The 14,785-nt window shown below is 70.1% G+C and carries 16 protein-coding genes, 1 other RNA gene and 1 riboswitch; of the genes, 8 read left to right on the top strand and 9 right to left on the bottom strand.

The window, feature by feature from the left end:
- Nucleotides 1-82: 82 nt before the first annotated feature.
- Entirely contained in the window at nucleotides 83-1,000 is a 918-nt protein-coding gene (locus DIE15_RS23115; RefSeq protein ID WP_057926034.1) for a LysR substrate-binding domain-containing protein, read from the top strand.
- 89 nt (nucleotides 1,001-1,089) lie between these two features.
- Nucleotides 1,090-1,980: a prolipoprotein diacylglyceryl transferase gene (gene lgt, locus DIE15_RS23110; RefSeq protein WP_057926033.1), complete on the top strand. Its 891-nt coding sequence runs from the start codon at nucleotides 1,090-1,092 to the stop codon at nucleotides 1,978-1,980.
- A 168-nt stretch (nucleotides 1,981-2,148) separates the two neighbouring features.
- Here the strand turns inward: lgt and DIE15_RS23105 are convergent, their stop codons facing one another.
- The 5 genes from DIE15_RS23105 to DIE15_RS23085 form a co-directional block, all read right to left on the bottom strand.
- Nucleotides 2,149-2,889, bottom strand: a complete 741-nt coding sequence (locus DIE15_RS23105; RefSeq protein ID WP_124834440.1) for an SIMPL domain-containing protein — start codon at nucleotides 2,887-2,889, stop codon at nucleotides 2,149-2,151.
- Nucleotides 2,890-3,094: 205 nt separating this feature from the next.
- Nucleotides 3,095-3,556 carry an EVE domain-containing protein gene (locus tag DIE15_RS23100; RefSeq protein ID WP_006750008.1) on the bottom strand — a complete coding sequence of 154 codons (462 nt, stop codon included), beginning with the start codon at nucleotides 3,554-3,556 and terminating at the stop codon, nucleotides 3,095-3,097.
- A 70-nt stretch (nucleotides 3,557-3,626) separates the two neighbouring features.
- Nucleotides 3,627-3,808: non-coding RNA, 6S RNA (ssrS, locus tag DIE15_RS23095), on the bottom strand.
- 80 nt (nucleotides 3,809-3,888) lie between these two features.
- Nucleotides 3,889-4,203 (bottom strand): cell division protein ZapA, encoded by a 315-nt coding sequence (locus tag DIE15_RS23090; RefSeq protein ID WP_011885730.1) that lies wholly within the window; start codon nucleotides 4,201-4,203, stop codon nucleotides 3,889-3,891.
- Nucleotides 4,200-4,550 carry a hypothetical protein gene (locus tag DIE15_RS23085; protein ID WP_057926031.1) on the bottom strand — a complete coding sequence of 117 codons (351 nt, stop codon included), beginning with the start codon at nucleotides 4,548-4,550 and terminating at the stop codon, nucleotides 4,200-4,202. The genes DIE15_RS23090 and DIE15_RS23085 overlap by 4 nt, the downstream gene beginning before the upstream one ends.
- A gap of 176 nt (nucleotides 4,551-4,726) precedes the next feature.
- Nucleotides 4,727-4,980: riboswitch (cobalamin riboswitch) on the top strand.
- Nucleotides 4,981-5,411: 431 nt separating this feature from the next.
- Between DIE15_RS23085 and DIE15_RS23075 the strand changes: the two genes are divergently transcribed.
- The 5 genes from DIE15_RS23075 to cobC are packed head-to-tail and all read left to right on the top strand — an operon-like array spanning nucleotide 5,412 to nucleotide 9,662.
- Complete coding sequence (locus DIE15_RS23075) at nucleotides 5,412-6,410, top strand: iron ABC transporter permease (protein WP_124834438.1); 999 nt, start codon at nucleotides 5,412-5,414, stop codon at nucleotides 6,408-6,410.
- Complete coding sequence (locus DIE15_RS23070) at nucleotides 6,407-7,219, top strand: ABC transporter ATP-binding protein (protein WP_124834437.1); 813 nt, start codon at nucleotides 6,407-6,409, stop codon at nucleotides 7,217-7,219. The genes DIE15_RS23075 and DIE15_RS23070 overlap by 4 nt, the downstream gene beginning before the upstream one ends.
- Before the next feature lie 52 nt (nucleotides 7,220-7,271).
- Nucleotides 7,272-8,327 (top strand): nicotinate-nucleotide--dimethylbenzimidazole phosphoribosyltransferase, encoded by a 1,056-nt coding sequence (gene cobT, locus DIE15_RS23065; RefSeq protein ID WP_124834436.1) that lies wholly within the window; start codon nucleotides 7,272-7,274, stop codon nucleotides 8,325-8,327.
- Nucleotides 8,317-9,093 (top strand): adenosylcobinamide-GDP ribazoletransferase, encoded by a 777-nt coding sequence (locus DIE15_RS23060; RefSeq protein ID WP_057926028.1) that lies wholly within the window; start codon nucleotides 8,317-8,319, stop codon nucleotides 9,091-9,093. The genes cobT and DIE15_RS23060 overlap by 11 nt, the downstream gene beginning before the upstream one ends.
- The gene (gene cobC, locus DIE15_RS23055) at nucleotides 9,078-9,662 is read left to right on the top strand and encodes an alpha-ribazole phosphatase (RefSeq protein ID WP_124834435.1); all 585 of its coding nucleotides are present in this window, start codon (nucleotides 9,078-9,080) and stop codon (nucleotides 9,660-9,662) included. The genes DIE15_RS23060 and cobC overlap by 16 nt, the downstream gene beginning before the upstream one ends.
- 47 nt (nucleotides 9,663-9,709) lie before the next feature.
- Here cobC and DIE15_RS23050 read toward each other — a convergent pair whose 3' ends face one another.
- From DIE15_RS23050 to cobU, 4 genes are read right to left on the bottom strand one after another with little or no spacing between them, the layout of a single operon-like run.
- A complete protein-coding gene (locus DIE15_RS23050) occupies nucleotides 9,710-10,621 on the bottom strand; it encodes a cobalamin-binding protein (protein WP_124834434.1) in 912 nt (303 codons plus the stop codon).
- Nucleotides 10,618-11,637: a threonine-phosphate decarboxylase CobD gene (gene cobD, locus DIE15_RS23045; RefSeq protein ID WP_124834433.1), complete on the bottom strand. Its 1,020-nt coding sequence runs from the start codon at nucleotides 11,635-11,637 to the stop codon at nucleotides 10,618-10,620. The genes DIE15_RS23050 and cobD overlap by 4 nt, the downstream gene beginning before the upstream one ends.
- Entirely contained in the window at nucleotides 11,630-12,574 is a 945-nt protein-coding gene (gene cbiB, locus DIE15_RS23040) for an adenosylcobinamide-phosphate synthase CbiB (RefSeq protein WP_124834432.1), read from the bottom strand. Before cbiB ends, cobD begins: the two co-directional genes overlap by 8 nt.
- Nucleotides 12,568-13,128, bottom strand: a complete 561-nt coding sequence (gene cobU / locus DIE15_RS23035; protein ID WP_057926210.1) for a bifunctional adenosylcobinamide kinase/adenosylcobinamide-phosphate guanylyltransferase — start codon at nucleotides 13,126-13,128, stop codon at nucleotides 12,568-12,570. The genes cbiB and cobU overlap by 7 nt, the downstream gene beginning before the upstream one ends.
- Before the next feature lie 75 nt (nucleotides 13,129-13,203).
- On the opposite strand from cobU, the gene DIE15_RS23030 reads away from it, so the two are divergent.
- Nucleotides 13,204-14,706 (top strand): cobyric acid synthase, encoded by a 1,503-nt coding sequence (locus tag DIE15_RS23030; RefSeq protein ID WP_057926024.1) that lies wholly within the window; start codon nucleotides 13,204-13,206, stop codon nucleotides 14,704-14,706.
- The last annotated feature ends 79 nt before the right edge of the window (nucleotides 14,707-14,785 follow it).

Below are 14,785 nucleotides of genomic sequence, written 5' to 3'. Positions count from 1 at the left end.
TCAGTCAAGAATGGAGTTTCCGGTTTGGGATGTCCAATATATTATTTGTCGCCTATTAAGTCGTTTTGCGAATGAGTGAGGCATGGCCGACCCGACACCCGACCTGCGCCAGTGGCGCTATTTCGTGACCGTCGCCGACGAGCGCCATTTCGGCCGCGCAGCCGAGCGCCTGTCGATGACGCAGCCGCCGCTGTCGCAGGCGATCCGGGCGCTCGAGGATGCGCTCGGTGTCGCGCTGTTCGTGCGCACCAAGCGCTCGGTTGCGCTGACGGCGGTGGGTGCCGCGCTGCTGCCCGACGTGCGCAGGCTGCTCGCGTCGGCCGACGCGCTGCCGCCGCTCGCACGGCGCCTCGCGCGCGGCGAAGCCGGTTCGCTGTCGCTCGCGTTCGTGTCGACCGCCGATTACGGGCTGCTGCCGTCGCTGCTGCGCGCGTTCGGCGCGCGCTATCCGCAGGTGCGGCTGCAGCTCGCGGAGGCGACGAGCGACGTGCAGATCGACGAACTCGTCGCGGGCCGCATCGACGCGGGGCTCGTGATTCCGCCCGTGCCGCCGCGCCACGCGGCCGGGCTGTCGTACCTGCCGGTCGTGCGCGAGCCGCTGGTGGTCGCGATGCCGGCGGCCGCGGCGCCGGACGTGCCCGAAGACGAACCCGTGCATCTGGCCGAGCTGGCCGCGTTGCCGCTCGTGATCTTCCCGCGCCGTTTGGCGCCCGGCTTTTATGACATCATTACGGGCTGCTACGGCGCGGCGGGGGAAACCCCGCGCATCGGCCAGGAGGCGATCCAGATGCAGACGATCGTCAGCCTCGTGTCGGCCGGCATGGGTGTCGCACTGGTGCCGCAGTCGCTGCGTAACCTGCGGCGCACCGGCGTGGTCTACCGGCCGCTCGCCGGCGACGCGCCGGTCGTCGAGACGGGCCTCGTGTGGCGCACGGGGGATGTCAGCCCCGTGCTTGCCGGCTTCATCGACGTCGTGCGCGCACACGGTCTCGCCGCGTGATGCGAACGATGGCGCGCCGGCGCCGTCCAATGCGTGGTGCGGCGCCGGTGCGAGCGCCGTACCGCATTCGAAAACTTCATCGCTAACCCATGATCATTCACCCGAATTTCGACCCCGTAGCGATCCACCTCGGGCCGCTGGCCGTGCGCTGGTACGGCCTCATGTATCTCGTCGGCTTCATCGCGGCGATCGTCGTCGGCCGGATCCGCCTGAAGCTGCCGCATGTCGCGGCGCAGGGCTGGACCGCGAAGGACATCGACGACATGATGTTCTACGGCGTGCTCGGCACCGTGCTCGGCGGCCGGCTCGGCTACGTGCTGTTCTACAAGGCTGACTTCTACTTCTCGCATCCGCTCGACGTGTTCAAGGTGTGGGAGGGCGGGATGTCGTTCCACGGCGGCTTCCTGGGCGTGACGCTCGCGATGGCGCTGTTCGCGTGGCAGCGCAAGCGCCACTGGCTGCAGGTCACCGATTTCGTGGCGCCGATGGTGCCGACGGGGCTCGCGGCCGGGCGGCTCGGCAACTTCATCAACGGCGAGCTGTGGGGTCGCGTGACCGATCCGAATTCGCCGTGGGCGATGATGTTCCCGGGCGCGATGCGCGACGACGCAGCATGGCTGCCGAAGCATCCGGCGCTCGTCGAGAAGTGGCATCTCGCCGACGTGTTCATGCAATACCAGATGCTGCCGCGCCATCCTTCGCAGCTCTACGAAATCGCGCTCGAAGGCATTGCGCTGTTCTTCGCGCTGTTCTTCTTCTCGCGCAAGCCGCGGCCGATGGGGGCGGTGTCCGCGCTGTTCCTGATCGGCTACGGGCTCGCGCGCTTCACGGTCGAATTCGCGCGCGAACCGGACGATTTCCTTGGCCTGCTCGCCCTCGGCCTGTCGATGGGGCAGTGGCTGTCGCTGCCGATGATTCTCACGGGCATTGCGCTGATGGTGTGGGCGTATCGCCGCCGCGCGGCGAATGCGGTTGCGTAATGGAGTTGTGTCATGCGCGCTCCGTGTGACGTATGACGCGTGATGCGATGCCGATGCGCACGATCGGCATGCGCACCGACCGCAGGATCGCAAAGCGCAGGATCACAAATGAAAACGCCGGCCTTCGGGCCGGCGTTTTCGCATCTGCCGAGCGTCGCGCGATGCGCGTTACTTCATCTGCACCGAGCCGTTGACCGTCACCGACACGGTCGCCTTGCCGCCTTCGACCGAGATCGGCGCGCTCATCTTCGCGTTGTCCATCGGCGCCGCGGCCATCGCCATCATGCGCGTGTACGGCTGCACATTGCGGCCGCCGCCGACGTTCACGTCGCGAATCGAGTAGCTGCTGTAGCCGAAGGCCTTCGCGGCTTCGTCCGCGCGTGCACGGAACGACTTGATCGCTTCGGTCGTGAGCTTCTGCTCGGCCGCACGCTGCGCTTCGGGCGACAGCGAGAACTCGACGTTCGCGACCTGCATCTGGTTCGACAACTGGCCCGCGAGTTTCGACGCCGCCGCGAAGTCGCGCGATTCGAGCACGACTTCGGTACGGCCGCGCCATGCGGAGATTTTCCCGTCGCGATCGGTGCTCGGATATACGGAGAACGCGCCGGTGTGTGCGGTAACGCCCGACACGCCCTTCGCCTGTGCGAGCGCCGCATCGGCGCGCTGGTTCAGCGCGGACGTCAGGCTGCCCGGGTCCTTCGCCTGCTGTTCGTAGAACAGCGTGATGTGGATGATGTCCTGCGGCACGTCGGCGCTGGCCTGCGACGACAGCGACAGCACGCCCGCCGGCTCCGGAAAGTGCGGGTTCGCGGTTTGCGCGTGCGCGGCCGGCGACGCGAGCGTCAGCGCGACGGGCATGGCGACGGCGAGGGCGAGCGACAGCGCGAGTGCGGATTTCTTGGTCATTGTTGGATTCCTTGTGCGAGGGCGCGCACGCGGATCACGCGTGCGCGACGCGGGCGTACCGCGCGACAAAAAACGGCCGTCGCCCGATCGGACGACAGCGGTTGCTTAGGCCGCGCGAACGCTCCGCGAGTTCCGTGATTGTGGCGCGTGTTGACCGGATTTGACCTTTGGCGTGCGCGAGCTGCACGCGCCTTACTGCGTGCGCCTACTTCATCAGCTTTTCGGTGATGAAGCGCCATTCGGCGCGCGTGACGGGCGTGATCGACAGTCGGTTGCCGCGCGCGAGCACGCGCATGTCGGCGAGTTCGTCGTGTTCGCGCAGCGCGGCGAGCGGCACGAGCGGCGATTTTTTCACGAAGCGCACGTCGACGAGCAGCCAGCGTGGTGCTTCCTGCGTCGACTTCGGATCGTAATACGGGCTTTTTGGATCGAACTGGGTGGGATCGGGGTAGGGTGTCGACGAGACTTCGGCGAGGCCCGCGATGCCTGGCTCGGGGCAACTCGAGTGATAGAACAGCACACCGTCGCCGATCTTCATCGTGTCGCGCATGAAATTGCGCGCCTGATAGTTGCGCACGCCGGTCCAGGGCAGCGAATGCTGCGGCGCGTGCGCGAGGTCGTCGATGCTTGCTTCGTCCGGTTCGGACTTCATCAGCCAGTATTGCATGGTCGTGATCGACGCAGAAAGAGGCTGCTACAAAAGGAAACGGCATCGGGACTCGCCCGATGCCGTTGGATAGGCCCCCGCCTTGGCCGCTAGGCCGGCATCCTGAACCTGGGGTTCAGAATTGGTCGCAGTTAGCAGCACATCGGGTACATCAGACAGAGTGACGCGCGCGCCCGTGCTACAAATTTCCGCAACCGTGCACATGGCATTGGTTCAAGGAATATATGACCTTGGCGAACCAGGCAGGGAAGCTGACTGAACTGTGTTTCGTTGCGCCAATTTGACCACCGTTGATCGCCGAGATCAAGGGGAATCGACGCATCGATCAAACGTTACTGCGTCTCGTGCTGTGCGAGCACCGCGCCGAGCTGTTCGTTCATCTGATGCATTGTACGACGGATTTCTTCCGCCGGAAATGCTTCACCGTGCCGCACGCTCGTTTGCAGCCGCAGCAATTCGGATGCGAGCGACAATGCCGCCATTACCGCGATGCGATCGGTGCCGCGCACCGAGCTGTTCGCGCGGATCTTCGACATTTCGGCGTCGACGCGCGCGACGGCCTCGAGCAGCGCCGCTTCGGTCTCGGCCGAACAGGCGAGCCGATAGGGCTGACCGAGAATCGAGACTTCGATCTGCTTGGTGCTCATGCATGTTCTCCGTGGCTGGCCGCGTCGTCGCTATCCGTGCGCGCCTGCGCATCCAGCAGGTCGAGCTGGTTGTCGGTTTGCTCCGCATTCTTCGTGCGCGGCAGCTTTTCGAGAATCGCGTTCAGTTTGACCTGGGCGTCGTCGATCTTTGCCGACAGCGTGTCGCGCTCGGCCGCGAGCGCATTGCGTTCGTCGCGCAGTTGCGCAAGTTCCGCGCGGACCGCGTCCGCTTCCGCGCGCATTTGCGCGACCTGCTCCTCGAGCGCGAGCCGTTCCGAGTGATAGCGCTTGTTCAGCGAGATCAGACGGCCAATATTTTGAGATAAAGTTTCGAGTTCGTTGAGCATCTGCTGCGTCCTCTAAAGACCCAGCATTTTAGCGCGGAATAACGCGCATTCCGACATCTGTAACGTTTCCAGTCGTAACACCCCGGCTTCTTGCCGCGAATACACGGCTCCGGCGTGTTCGCGGCGCGCGCCAGGCACGCGTTCGGCCGCTTTCTTGACGCTCGCGCGGCCGGCTCCTAAACTGGCGCCGCCTCGGTGCTCGCGCGTGCGTCGCGCGGTTAAACGGGAAGCAGGCCGCGCGCTCCGCCCGGAGATCGCCAACCTGCGCTGCCCCCGCAACGGTAAGCGGCCGCGTCGCGTGACGCAGGCCGGCTCGGGCGCGTTTCGCGTGCAGGTCGCACGCGGGCGCGGGCCACTGCGCGTGACACGCGCGGGAAGGCGAGCCGGTACGCCGCCAGCCCGGATACCGGCCGAGGCGAGGAGCCAGCACGGCTTCATGACGCGCGGCCTGCGGGGAAGCGGGGCGCGCAGTGCTTCACGGGACTTGTCTTCGATGCTGACCCCAATCGTCCGCACGGCATTCGGCGCACGCCGCGGCGTACCGCTTGCCGCCGTCGCGCAGGCCGCGGCGGACGCCGATTCGTCCGGGATCGGCGCCGACGCTCGTCGTCACCACGCCGATCGACCCGATGCGGCACCTTCCACTATATTGCGCAGAACGCCGGTCGCGCGAAGGTGCGGCCCGGCGGATCGCGGCCGTTGCATGCCGGTATGGCCGGCGTGCGGCGCAACAACCCGTTCGACAAGGATAACGAGCTTGCGTATGCCTACAACGCGCCGAAGCGCGACGCCCGTGCCGCGCTCGGTCGGCAATAGTGGTCAGCCGACCTGTCGCGCGTCATGCGCGATGCCGTACGCCGCATGAGCGCCGCGCGTGCCGCCGCGATCTGGGCCGTGCTTGCGGCCGTGGTCGCGCTGCTGTTCGTCGCGTCGCTGTCGATCGGCAGCGTGCCGATGTCGCCGTGGCAGGCGCTCGCGTCGCTCGTGCCGCACGGCGGCGACGCGCTGTTCGCCGACATCGTGCGCACGCTGCGGCTGCCGCGCGCGCTCGCGGGTTTCGCCTGCGGCGCGCTGCTCGCGCTCGCCGGTGCGCTGCTGCAGGTGCTGCTGCGCAATCCGCTCGCGGAGCCGTACGTGCTCGGCGTGTCGGGCGGCGCGGCGGGCTTCGCGCTCGTCGCGATGATCGCGGGCGCCGCGTGGTGGCTCGTCGATGCGTCCGCGTTCGCCGGCTCGCTCGCGTCGGTCGCGCTCGTGCTCGGGCTGGCTCGCCGCGAGCTGTGGCGCGGCGATTCGCGCGATGCGTCGCCGCGGCTGCTGCTCACCGGTGTCGTGATCGCGGCCGGGTGGGGCGCGCTCGTCACGCTGCTGCTGTCGCTCGCGCCCGATGCGCGGCTGCGCGGCATCATCTTCTGGCTGACGGGCGACCTGAACGGCGTGACGGCGCCCTGGTTCGCATGGGGTGCGCTGCTGGTGGCCGCCTGCGTCGCGCTGCCGGCCGCGCCGCAACTCAACGTGCTGCTGCGCGGCGACGCGACTGCACATGCGCTTGGCGTGCCGGTCGCGAGACTGCGCATGCGGATCTACCTCGTCGCGTCGCTGGCCGCCGCGGCCGCGGTGACGACGGCCGGCACGATCGGCTTCGTCGGCCTCGTCGTGCCGCACGCGCTGCGGCTCGCATTCGGCAACGACCAGCGCATGCTGCTGCCCGCCGCGATGCTCGCGGGCGGCGGCGGCGTGATGGCGGCGGACCTGCTCGCGCGCACCGCGATCGCACCCGCGCAATTGCCGGTCGGCGTGATGACTGCGTTGATCGGCGTGCCGGTGTTCCTGTGGATGTTGCTGAGGAGACCGATGCGATGACGCACACCGTATCGCACACCGGCGGCGACATGGCCTGCGCGGCGGTCGACCTGACGCTGAAGGCCGGCGCACGGACGCTGCTCGACGGCTTCACGCAAGGGTTCCGGCCCGGCGAGATCTGGTGCGTCGCGGGGCCGAACGGCGCAGGCAAGACGACGCTGCTCGCGACGCTCGCGGGCCTGCAGCAGCCGGCCGGCGGCCACGTCGAGATCGACGGCCGGCCGCTCGCCGCGTGGTCGCCCGAAGCGCTCGCGCGGCGCCGCGCGCTGATGCCGCAACAACTGCACGACGCGTTCAGCGCGACGGTATTCGACACGGTGCTGCTCAACCGCTTTCCGTATTTTGGCGGCTGGGGCTGGGAGCGTGACGAGGACCGTGCGGCCGCGCGCGCCGCGCTCGCGACGTTCGGGCTCGCCGAGCTCGCGTCGCGCGACGTGCTGTCGCTGTCGGGCGGCGAGCGGCAGCGCGTCGCGCTGGCCGCGACCCTGTGCCAGGACGCGCCGCTGATGCTGCTCGACGAACCGCTCGCCCATCTCGACCTGCATCACCAGATCGATGGCCTGACCGCGCTGGGCGCGTGGCTCGACGCGGGCCCGCGCACGGTGCTGTTCTCGTGCCACGACCTGAATCTCGCGCGGCGTTTCGCGACGCACGCGCTGTTGCTCGACGGCCGCGGCCATGCGTGGGCGGGCCCCGTGCACGACGTGCTGACGCCGGCGCGCGCGAGCGACGCGTTCGGCTATCCGCTCGTGCTGATTCGCGAGAACGGCCGCGACGCGCTGCTGCCTGCGTGGCCCGAGCGGCGATGAACTCCCTTCTTTCGATGCGCGGCAGCGGCCGCGCCAACGAGGCAACCTTCCGATGACGAAACCGACCGACTTCCCGCCCGCGATCGCGCCGCTCGACGACACGCTGCGCAAGCGCCTGCAGCATGTGATCGATCACAAGACCAAGCCGCCGGGCAGTCTTGGCCAGCTCGAGGCGATCGCGCTGCAGATCGGCCTGATCCAGCATACCGAGCGGCCGCAGCTGCAGCGCCCCGTCACGATCGTGTTCGCCGGCGACCACGGGATCGCGGCCGAGGGCGTGAGCCCGTATCCGCAGTCGGTCACCGCGCAGATGGTCGCGAACTTCCTGGCCGGCGGCGCGGCGATCAATGCGTTCTCGGGTGTCGCGCAGAGCGTGCTCGAGATCGTCGATGCGGGCGTCGCGTCGCCGCTGCCGGTATCCGACCGGCTCGTGTCGCTGCCGATCGCGCGCGGCACGCGCAACTTCGCGGTTGAGCCCGCGATGACGCGCGACGAGGCGAACACCGCGCTCGCGGCCGGCGCCGCACGCGTACGCCTGCACGCATCGCTCGGCACGAACGTGATCGGCTTCGGTGAGATGGGGATCGCGAACACGTCGTCGGCCGCATGCCTGATGAGCCGGCTGCTCGACGTGCCGATCGACGCGTGTGTCGGGCGCGGCACGGGCCTCGACGACCAGGGGCTCGCACACAAGCGCGCGGTGCTCGGCCGCGCGCTCGTCCGGCATTCGCACGCGATCGCGCCGCTTGACGTGCTTGCGACGTTCGGCGGCTTCGAGATCGCGATGATGACGGGCGCGTATCTCGCGGCCGCGAGCGAGCGGATGACGATCCTCGTCGACGGTTTCATCGCGACGGCCGCGCTGCTCGTCGCCGAGCGCATCGCGCCCGGTGTGCGCGACTACTGCGTGTTTTCGCATACGTCGCACGAGGCCGGCCACCGGCGCATGCTCGAGCATTTCGGCGCGAAGCCGCTGCTCGCGCTCGACCTGCGGCTCGGTGAAGGCACGGGCGCCGCGCTCGCGCTGCCGTTGGTGCGCGCGGCGGCCGCGTTCCTCACCGAGATGGCGAGCTTCGAATCCGCGGGCGTCGACAATCGTGACGCCTGAGCACGCGCGCGGCGTACGCGCCGAACTGCGCTACTTCTTCGTCGCGCTCGGCTATTTCACGCGCGTGCCGGTGCCGCGCGCGATCGGCTACGCGGCGGGCGATCTCGACCAGGCCGCGCGTTACTTCCCGCTGATCGGCGCATGCGTCGGCGCGTGGGGCGCGCTCGTCTATCTCGCGGCGCTGCGCGTGCTGCCCGCGTCGATCGCAGTTGGGCTGTCGATGGCCGCGACGCTGCTCGCGACCGGCGCGTTCCACGAGGATGGCCTCGCCGACAGCTGCGATGCGTTCGGCGGCGGCTATGCGCGCGACGACGTGCTGCGCATCATGCACGACTCGCGAATCGGCACGTTCGGCGCGGTCGCGCTCGTGATCGCGCTCGGCCTGAAATGGCAGGCGCTCGCGGCCATGCCGCCGCTGCGCGCCGCGTGGACGATGATCGCCGCACATGCGGCGAGCCGCGCGGCGGCCGTGAGCCTGCTGATGTCGCTCGACTACGTCCGGCCGGAGGGCAAGGCGAAACCGGTCGCGCAGCGCATGGGTGCACGCTCGGCGTCGGTCGCGGCCGCATTCGGGCTGCCGTGGCTCATCTGGCCGGACTGGCGCGCGGGCATTGCGGCCCTCGTCGCGCTCGTGATCGTGCGTGCATGGGCGGCCCGCTATTTCGTGAAGCGGATCGGCGGCTATACCGGCGACTGTCTCGGCTTCGCGCAGCAACTGAGTGAACTGGCGATCTATCTGGTGGTGCTCGGATGGACCTCGTCCTGATCCGCCATCCGGCCGTCGATGTCGAGCCGGGCGTCTGCTACGGGCGAAGCGACGTGCCGCTCGCGGCATCGGCCGATGCGGGCGCGCAGGCCGTGCGCGAGCGTCTGGCGGCGCTCGCAGCGCCGTTGCCCGAACAGGTCTGGACAAGCCCGCTTGCGCGCTGCGCGTCGGTCGCCGAACGGCTCGCGCAAGCGCTCGACGTGCCGCTGCGGTGCGACGCGGGTTGGCGGGAAATGGACTTCGGCACGTGGGAGCTGCAGCGCTGGGACGACATCGACCGCGCCGCGCTCGACGCGTGGGCGGCCGACCTGATGCACGCATGCGCGCACGGCGGCGAAAGCGTCGCACGGTTCGCCGCGCGTGTCGCACGGATCGCGGGCACGGTCGCGCAGACCGATGCGCCGCAATGGGCACTCACGCATGCAGGCGTGATTCGCGCGCTCGCGTCGCACGCGTTGCGCGTGCCGCTCGATACGGTGCTGTCGCGACCGGTACCGACGGGCGGCGTCGTGTGGCTGCGCATGGATGATGCCGCCCGCCCGTGGGAAGTCGTCCACTGGGACGCGTAGGCGCTCGCGTCCGCCTCCGACGCGCCGCAGGGCGCCGAAGGCCGGAATCAGCGCGCCGGCCGCCGCGCCCGCGCGGCGTCGAGATCCTCGCACAGCGCAGCCGCGCCTTGCGCGATCCGCGGCGACGGACGGGTCAGCAGGTCGCCGTCGATCGCGAACAGGTTGTTGTGCGCCACGGCCGTCAGCGCGGGCCAGGCACGCCAGCGCGCGAGGCTCGGCAGCGGCGCATCCGAGCGCGTCGCGCCGGCGCTCGTCGTCACGATCGCTTCAGGATTCGCCGCGAGCACGGCCTCGTCGGTGACGGTCGGCGCGAGCGGCTTCAGCGCCGCGAACACGTTGCGGCCGCCGCACAGCGCAATGACGTCGTTGAACAGGTGCGCGCCGTTGAGCGTCGTCAGCGGCCGGTCCCATACCTGGAAGAACATCGTGACGGGCGGACGCGTCGCGTAACGCGCGCGCAGCGCCGCGATGTCGCGCGAAAACGATGCCGCGGCCGCGTCGGCGACCGGTTCCGTGCCGAGCAGCGTGCCGAGCCGGCGCAGCGACGTCGCCACATCGTCGAGATGCTTCGGTTCACTGAAGAACAGCGGGATGTGCAGCGCCCGCAGCGCATCGGTCTGCCGTTCGGCATTGCCGTGCCGCCAGACGATGATCAGGTCCGGCTTCAGCGCGGCGATCCGCTCGAGGTCGAGTGCCTTGTTGTCGCCGACGCGCGGCACGGCCTGCGCGGCGGGCGGATAGTCGCTGTACGTGACGGTGCCGACCAGCTTCGCGCCGCCGCCAGCCGCGTAGACCAGCTCGGTCGCATGCGGCGCGAGACTGATCACGCGTTGCGCCGACGCAGGCAGCGTGACGGTATTGCCGGCATCGTCGTGTGCCGTGACGTCGGCATGAGCGAAAGGCGCGAGCGCGACGAGTGTTACGAGCGGCGGTAGCCGGCGGAACAGGCGAACGTTCATGCGGATGCCCGTTGCAGCGCCGGGACGCACTGCGCGAGCGCGTCGGCGATGTGCTGCCATTCGGCTTCGCTTCCCGGCAGGCCGACGCGTATGCTCGACGGTCGCGCGAAGTGCCGTGTCCAGATTCCGCGCGCGGCGAGCGCCGCATGCAGCGCGGCGGCGCGCGGGTCGTCGGTCCAGCTGAAGAGCGGTGTCGCACGTACTGCGAAGCCGTGCATGCGCAGCAGCGTGGCGAGTCGTTCGCCGTCGGCCGCGAGCCGATCGCGCGCGGCAGCCTGCCATGCGCGATCGGCGAACGCGGCGGCGACCGCATGACGCGCGGGGCCGCTGACGGTCCAGGCGCCGAGCACGTCGCGCAATGCGGCGATCAGGTCGGGATGCGCGAGCACGAAGCCTGCACGAATGCCGGCAAGCCCGAAAAACTTGCCGACCGAGCGCAGCACGACGAGACCCGGACGATCGGTGTACTGCGCGAGCGATGGGGTGGCGCCGGTATCCGCGAATGCCTCGTCGACGATCAGCGTGCCGCCGCGTGTCGACAGCTGCGCATGCCAGCCGAGCAGCCGTTCGGTTGGCACGGATTCGGCGGTCGGATTATTCGGATTCCCGACGATGACGTGACGCAACGTCGCAGGCAACACGTCCGCGTCGATGTCGAGCGGTACGACGCGATGGCCGTGGCGCGCGAAGGCAGGCGCATATTCGCCATACGCGAGTGTCGCGACGCCGGCGTCGCCGGTCGGCAGCAGCGCGGGCAACGCGCGGATCGCGGCCTGGCTGCCGGCGACCGGCAGCACGTGCTCGGCATCGGGCGCGTGATAGTAGCCGGCCGCGCGCGCGGCGAGCGCATCGCCGTCGTCGGGCAGCCGGCGCCATGCGTCGGCCGGGACCGGCGGCACCGGATAGCCGACCGGATTGATGCCGGTCGACAGGTCGAGCCAGGCGTCGTACGGAATGCCGTGGCGGCGCGCGGCTTCGTGCAGGTTGCCGCCGTGCGGGATGCGTGCGTCAGACATGATGGGTAGCGAGGATGAGTGCGCCGCTCGCGACGAGCAGCGCGAGCCACAGCGCGAGCGTGCGCGTGACGAGCGACAGCGCGGCGACGACGTGCACGGCCGTTGCGGGCGCGCCGGTGCCGAGCGCGGGGCGCTCTTCGATTTCGCCGTGATAGACGGCCGGGCCGCCGAGCTGCACGTTCAGGCTGCCGGCGCCTGCAGACATCACGGGACCCGCGTTCGGGCTGTCCCAGTGGCGTGCCTGCGTGCGCCAGCAGCGCCACGCGGCGGCCGTGTCGCCGAGCAGCGCGTAGCTCGCGGCGGTGAGGCGCGCGGGAATCCAGTTGAGTGCATCGTCGAGGCGCGCGGCGGCCCAGCCGAAGGTCAGGAAGCGTGGCGTGCGGTAGCCCCACATCGCATCGAGCGTGTTCGCGAGCCGGAACAGCAGCGCGCCGGGGCCGCCCGCGACGACGAACCAGAAGAGCGCGCCGAAGATCGCATCGTTGCCGTTTTCGAGCGCCGATTCGACGGCCGCGCGCGACAGCGCGCCTTCGTCGGCTTCGCTCGTGTCGCGCGACACGATCCGCGCGGTCAGCGCGCGTGCGGCGTCGAGATCGTGCCGCAGCAGCGCGGCGGCGATCGGCGCGACGTGGTCGGCGAGGCTCTTCGCGCCGAGCGCGAACCATAGCAGCGCGACGTGCAGCGCGGCCGCGAGCGGCCACGGCAGCACGGCCGCGAGCCATGCGGCGACGGCCACCGGCGGCAACACCGCCGCGACCCATGCGGCAACGCCAACCGCGCGGCCGCGCCGGCCCGTGTTCAGTGCGCCTTCGATGCGGCCGGCGAGCCGGCCGAACGCGACGAGCGGATGCCAGCCGGCCGGTTCGCCGACGAGGCGATCGACGAGCGCGGCCGCGACCGCGAGCATCGCGACGACCGGCAGCGACAGCATCAGCATGACGGCGCTCCGGCCTTGAGCTCGAGCGGCAGCCCGGCCACCAGCAGTGTCACGCGTGTCGCGAGCGCGGCGATGCGCTGGTTCAGGCGTCCGAGCTCGTCGACGTAGCGGCGCGTGACCGACCCGAGCGGCACGACGCCGAGCCCGATTTCGTTGCTGACGACGATCACCTGCGCGCGTGCGTTGCGCAACGCGTGCTCGAGCCGCTCGACTTGCGCCGCGTACTGCGCATCGTCGAGCGGTTCGCCGTCAAGCGGGCACAGCAGGTTCGTGAGCCACAGCGTCAGGCAGTCGACCAGCAGGCACGCGCGCGGATCGTCGAGCCGCGCGAACGTGCCGGCGAGGTCGACGCTCGCATCGGCGAAGCCCCAGTCGGCCGGCCGGCGCGCGCGGTGATGCGCGATGCGCCGTTCGAATTCGGCATCGGCGGCGGTCGCCGTCGCGGTCGCGATATAGGTGACGGGGCGGCCGCTGTCGGCGGCGAGCCGCTCGGCGTGCGCGCTCTTGCCCGAGCGCGCGCCGCCGAGGACGAAGGTGAGGTCGTGCGGAATCATCGCGTGATTGTAACGGCGCGCGTGCGGCGGCGCGGGCGATAATGCGGCCTTTGCTTCGCCACGACCTTGCACACGATGAATGCACCCGAACCGCAGCCGCGCGGCACGTTGATGATCCAGGGCACGACGTCCGACGCCGGCAAGAGCACGCTCGTCGCGGGCCTGTGCCGCCTCGCGCGCCGCGCGGGCGCGCGCGTTGCGCCGTTCAAGCCGCAGAACATGGCGCTGAACAGCGCGGTGACGGCCGACGGCGGCGAGATCGGTCGTGCGCAGGCGCTGCAGGCGCTCGCCGCGGGTGTGGCGCCGCATACCGATTTCAACCCGGTGCTGCTGAAACCGACGAGCGATCGCGGCGCGCAGGTGATCATTCACGGCAAGGCGCGCATGAACCTCGATGCGCGTGCGTACCACGACTACAAGCCGGTCGCGTTCGACGCAGTGCTCGAGTCGTACGCGCGGCTGCGCGCCGGCTACGACACGGTGCTCGTCGAAGGCGCGGGCAGCCCGGCCGAGATCAACCTGCGCGACGGCGACATCGCGAACATGGGCTTCGCCGAACGCGTGAACTGCCCGGTCGTGCTGGTGGCCGACATCGACCGCGGCGGCGTGTTCGCGCACCTGGTCGGCACGCTCGCGTGCCTGTCGGACAGCGAGCGCGCGCGCGTGCGCGGCTTCGTCATCAACCGCTTCCGCGGCGACATCAAGCTGCTCGAACCGGGCCTCGACTGGCTGCGCGCGCAGACGGGCAAGCCGGTATTCGGCGTGCTGCCGTACTTGCACGGGCTGCTGCTCGACGCCGAGGACATGCTGCCGTCGCAGGCGCGCAGCGCCGCCGCGCGCGGCGACGCCGGCGTGCTGCGCGTGGTGGTGCCTGCACTGCCGCGGATCAGCAACCACACCGATTTCGATCCGCTGCGCGCGCATCCGCAGGTCGAGTTCACGTACTGGAAAAGCGGCCCGGTGCCGGACGCCGACCTGCTGATCCTGCCCGGCTCGAAGAGCGTGCAGCGCGATCTCGCGTGGCTGCGCGACGCGGGCTGGGACGCTGTGATCCGCCGGCACCTGCGCTATGGCGGCAAGGTGATCGGCATCTGCGGCGGGATGCAGATGCTCGGCCGCACGCTGGACGATCCGCTCGGCCTCGAGGGTGCGCCCGGCAGCGTGCCGGGGCTCGGCCTGCTCGACTTCGACACGACGCTGCAGCCGGACAAGACGCTAAAGAACGTGGCCGGGCATCTCGCGCTGCCCGGCGCGGCCGCCGTGCACGGCTACGAGATCCACATGGGCGACACGCGCGGGCCCGCGCTCGCCGCGCCTGCGCTGGAACTGGCAACGGGCGACGCACCGGGCGGCGTGCGCACGGACGGCGCGGTATCGCCCGACGGGCAGATCCTCGCGACCTACGTGCACGGGCTGTTCGACGCGCCCGACGCGTGCGCGGCCCTGCTCGCGTGGGCGGGGCTCGACGGCGCGGAACGCATCGACTATCCGGCGCTGCGCGAGGCGTCGCTCGAGCGGCTGGCCGATTCGTTCGCCGAGCATCTCGACCTGCGCGCGCTGTACGCCGAGTTCCGCTGACGTACGGCGCGGCCGGCCTGGTATTTTGCGGAGGATCGCGTACAACTCAGGTGGGCGGAGGTCCGCCCGAAGGAGCGCG

Origin of the sequence: Burkholderia sp. Bp9031, assembly GCF_003857965.1 — a bacterium.
Taxonomy (GTDB): Bacteria; Pseudomonadota; Gammaproteobacteria; order Burkholderiales; family Burkholderiaceae; genus Burkholderia; species Burkholderia ambifaria_A.
Note: the sequence above shows the minus strand (reverse complement) of the source record. Positions and strands in the feature narration are given on the sequence as shown.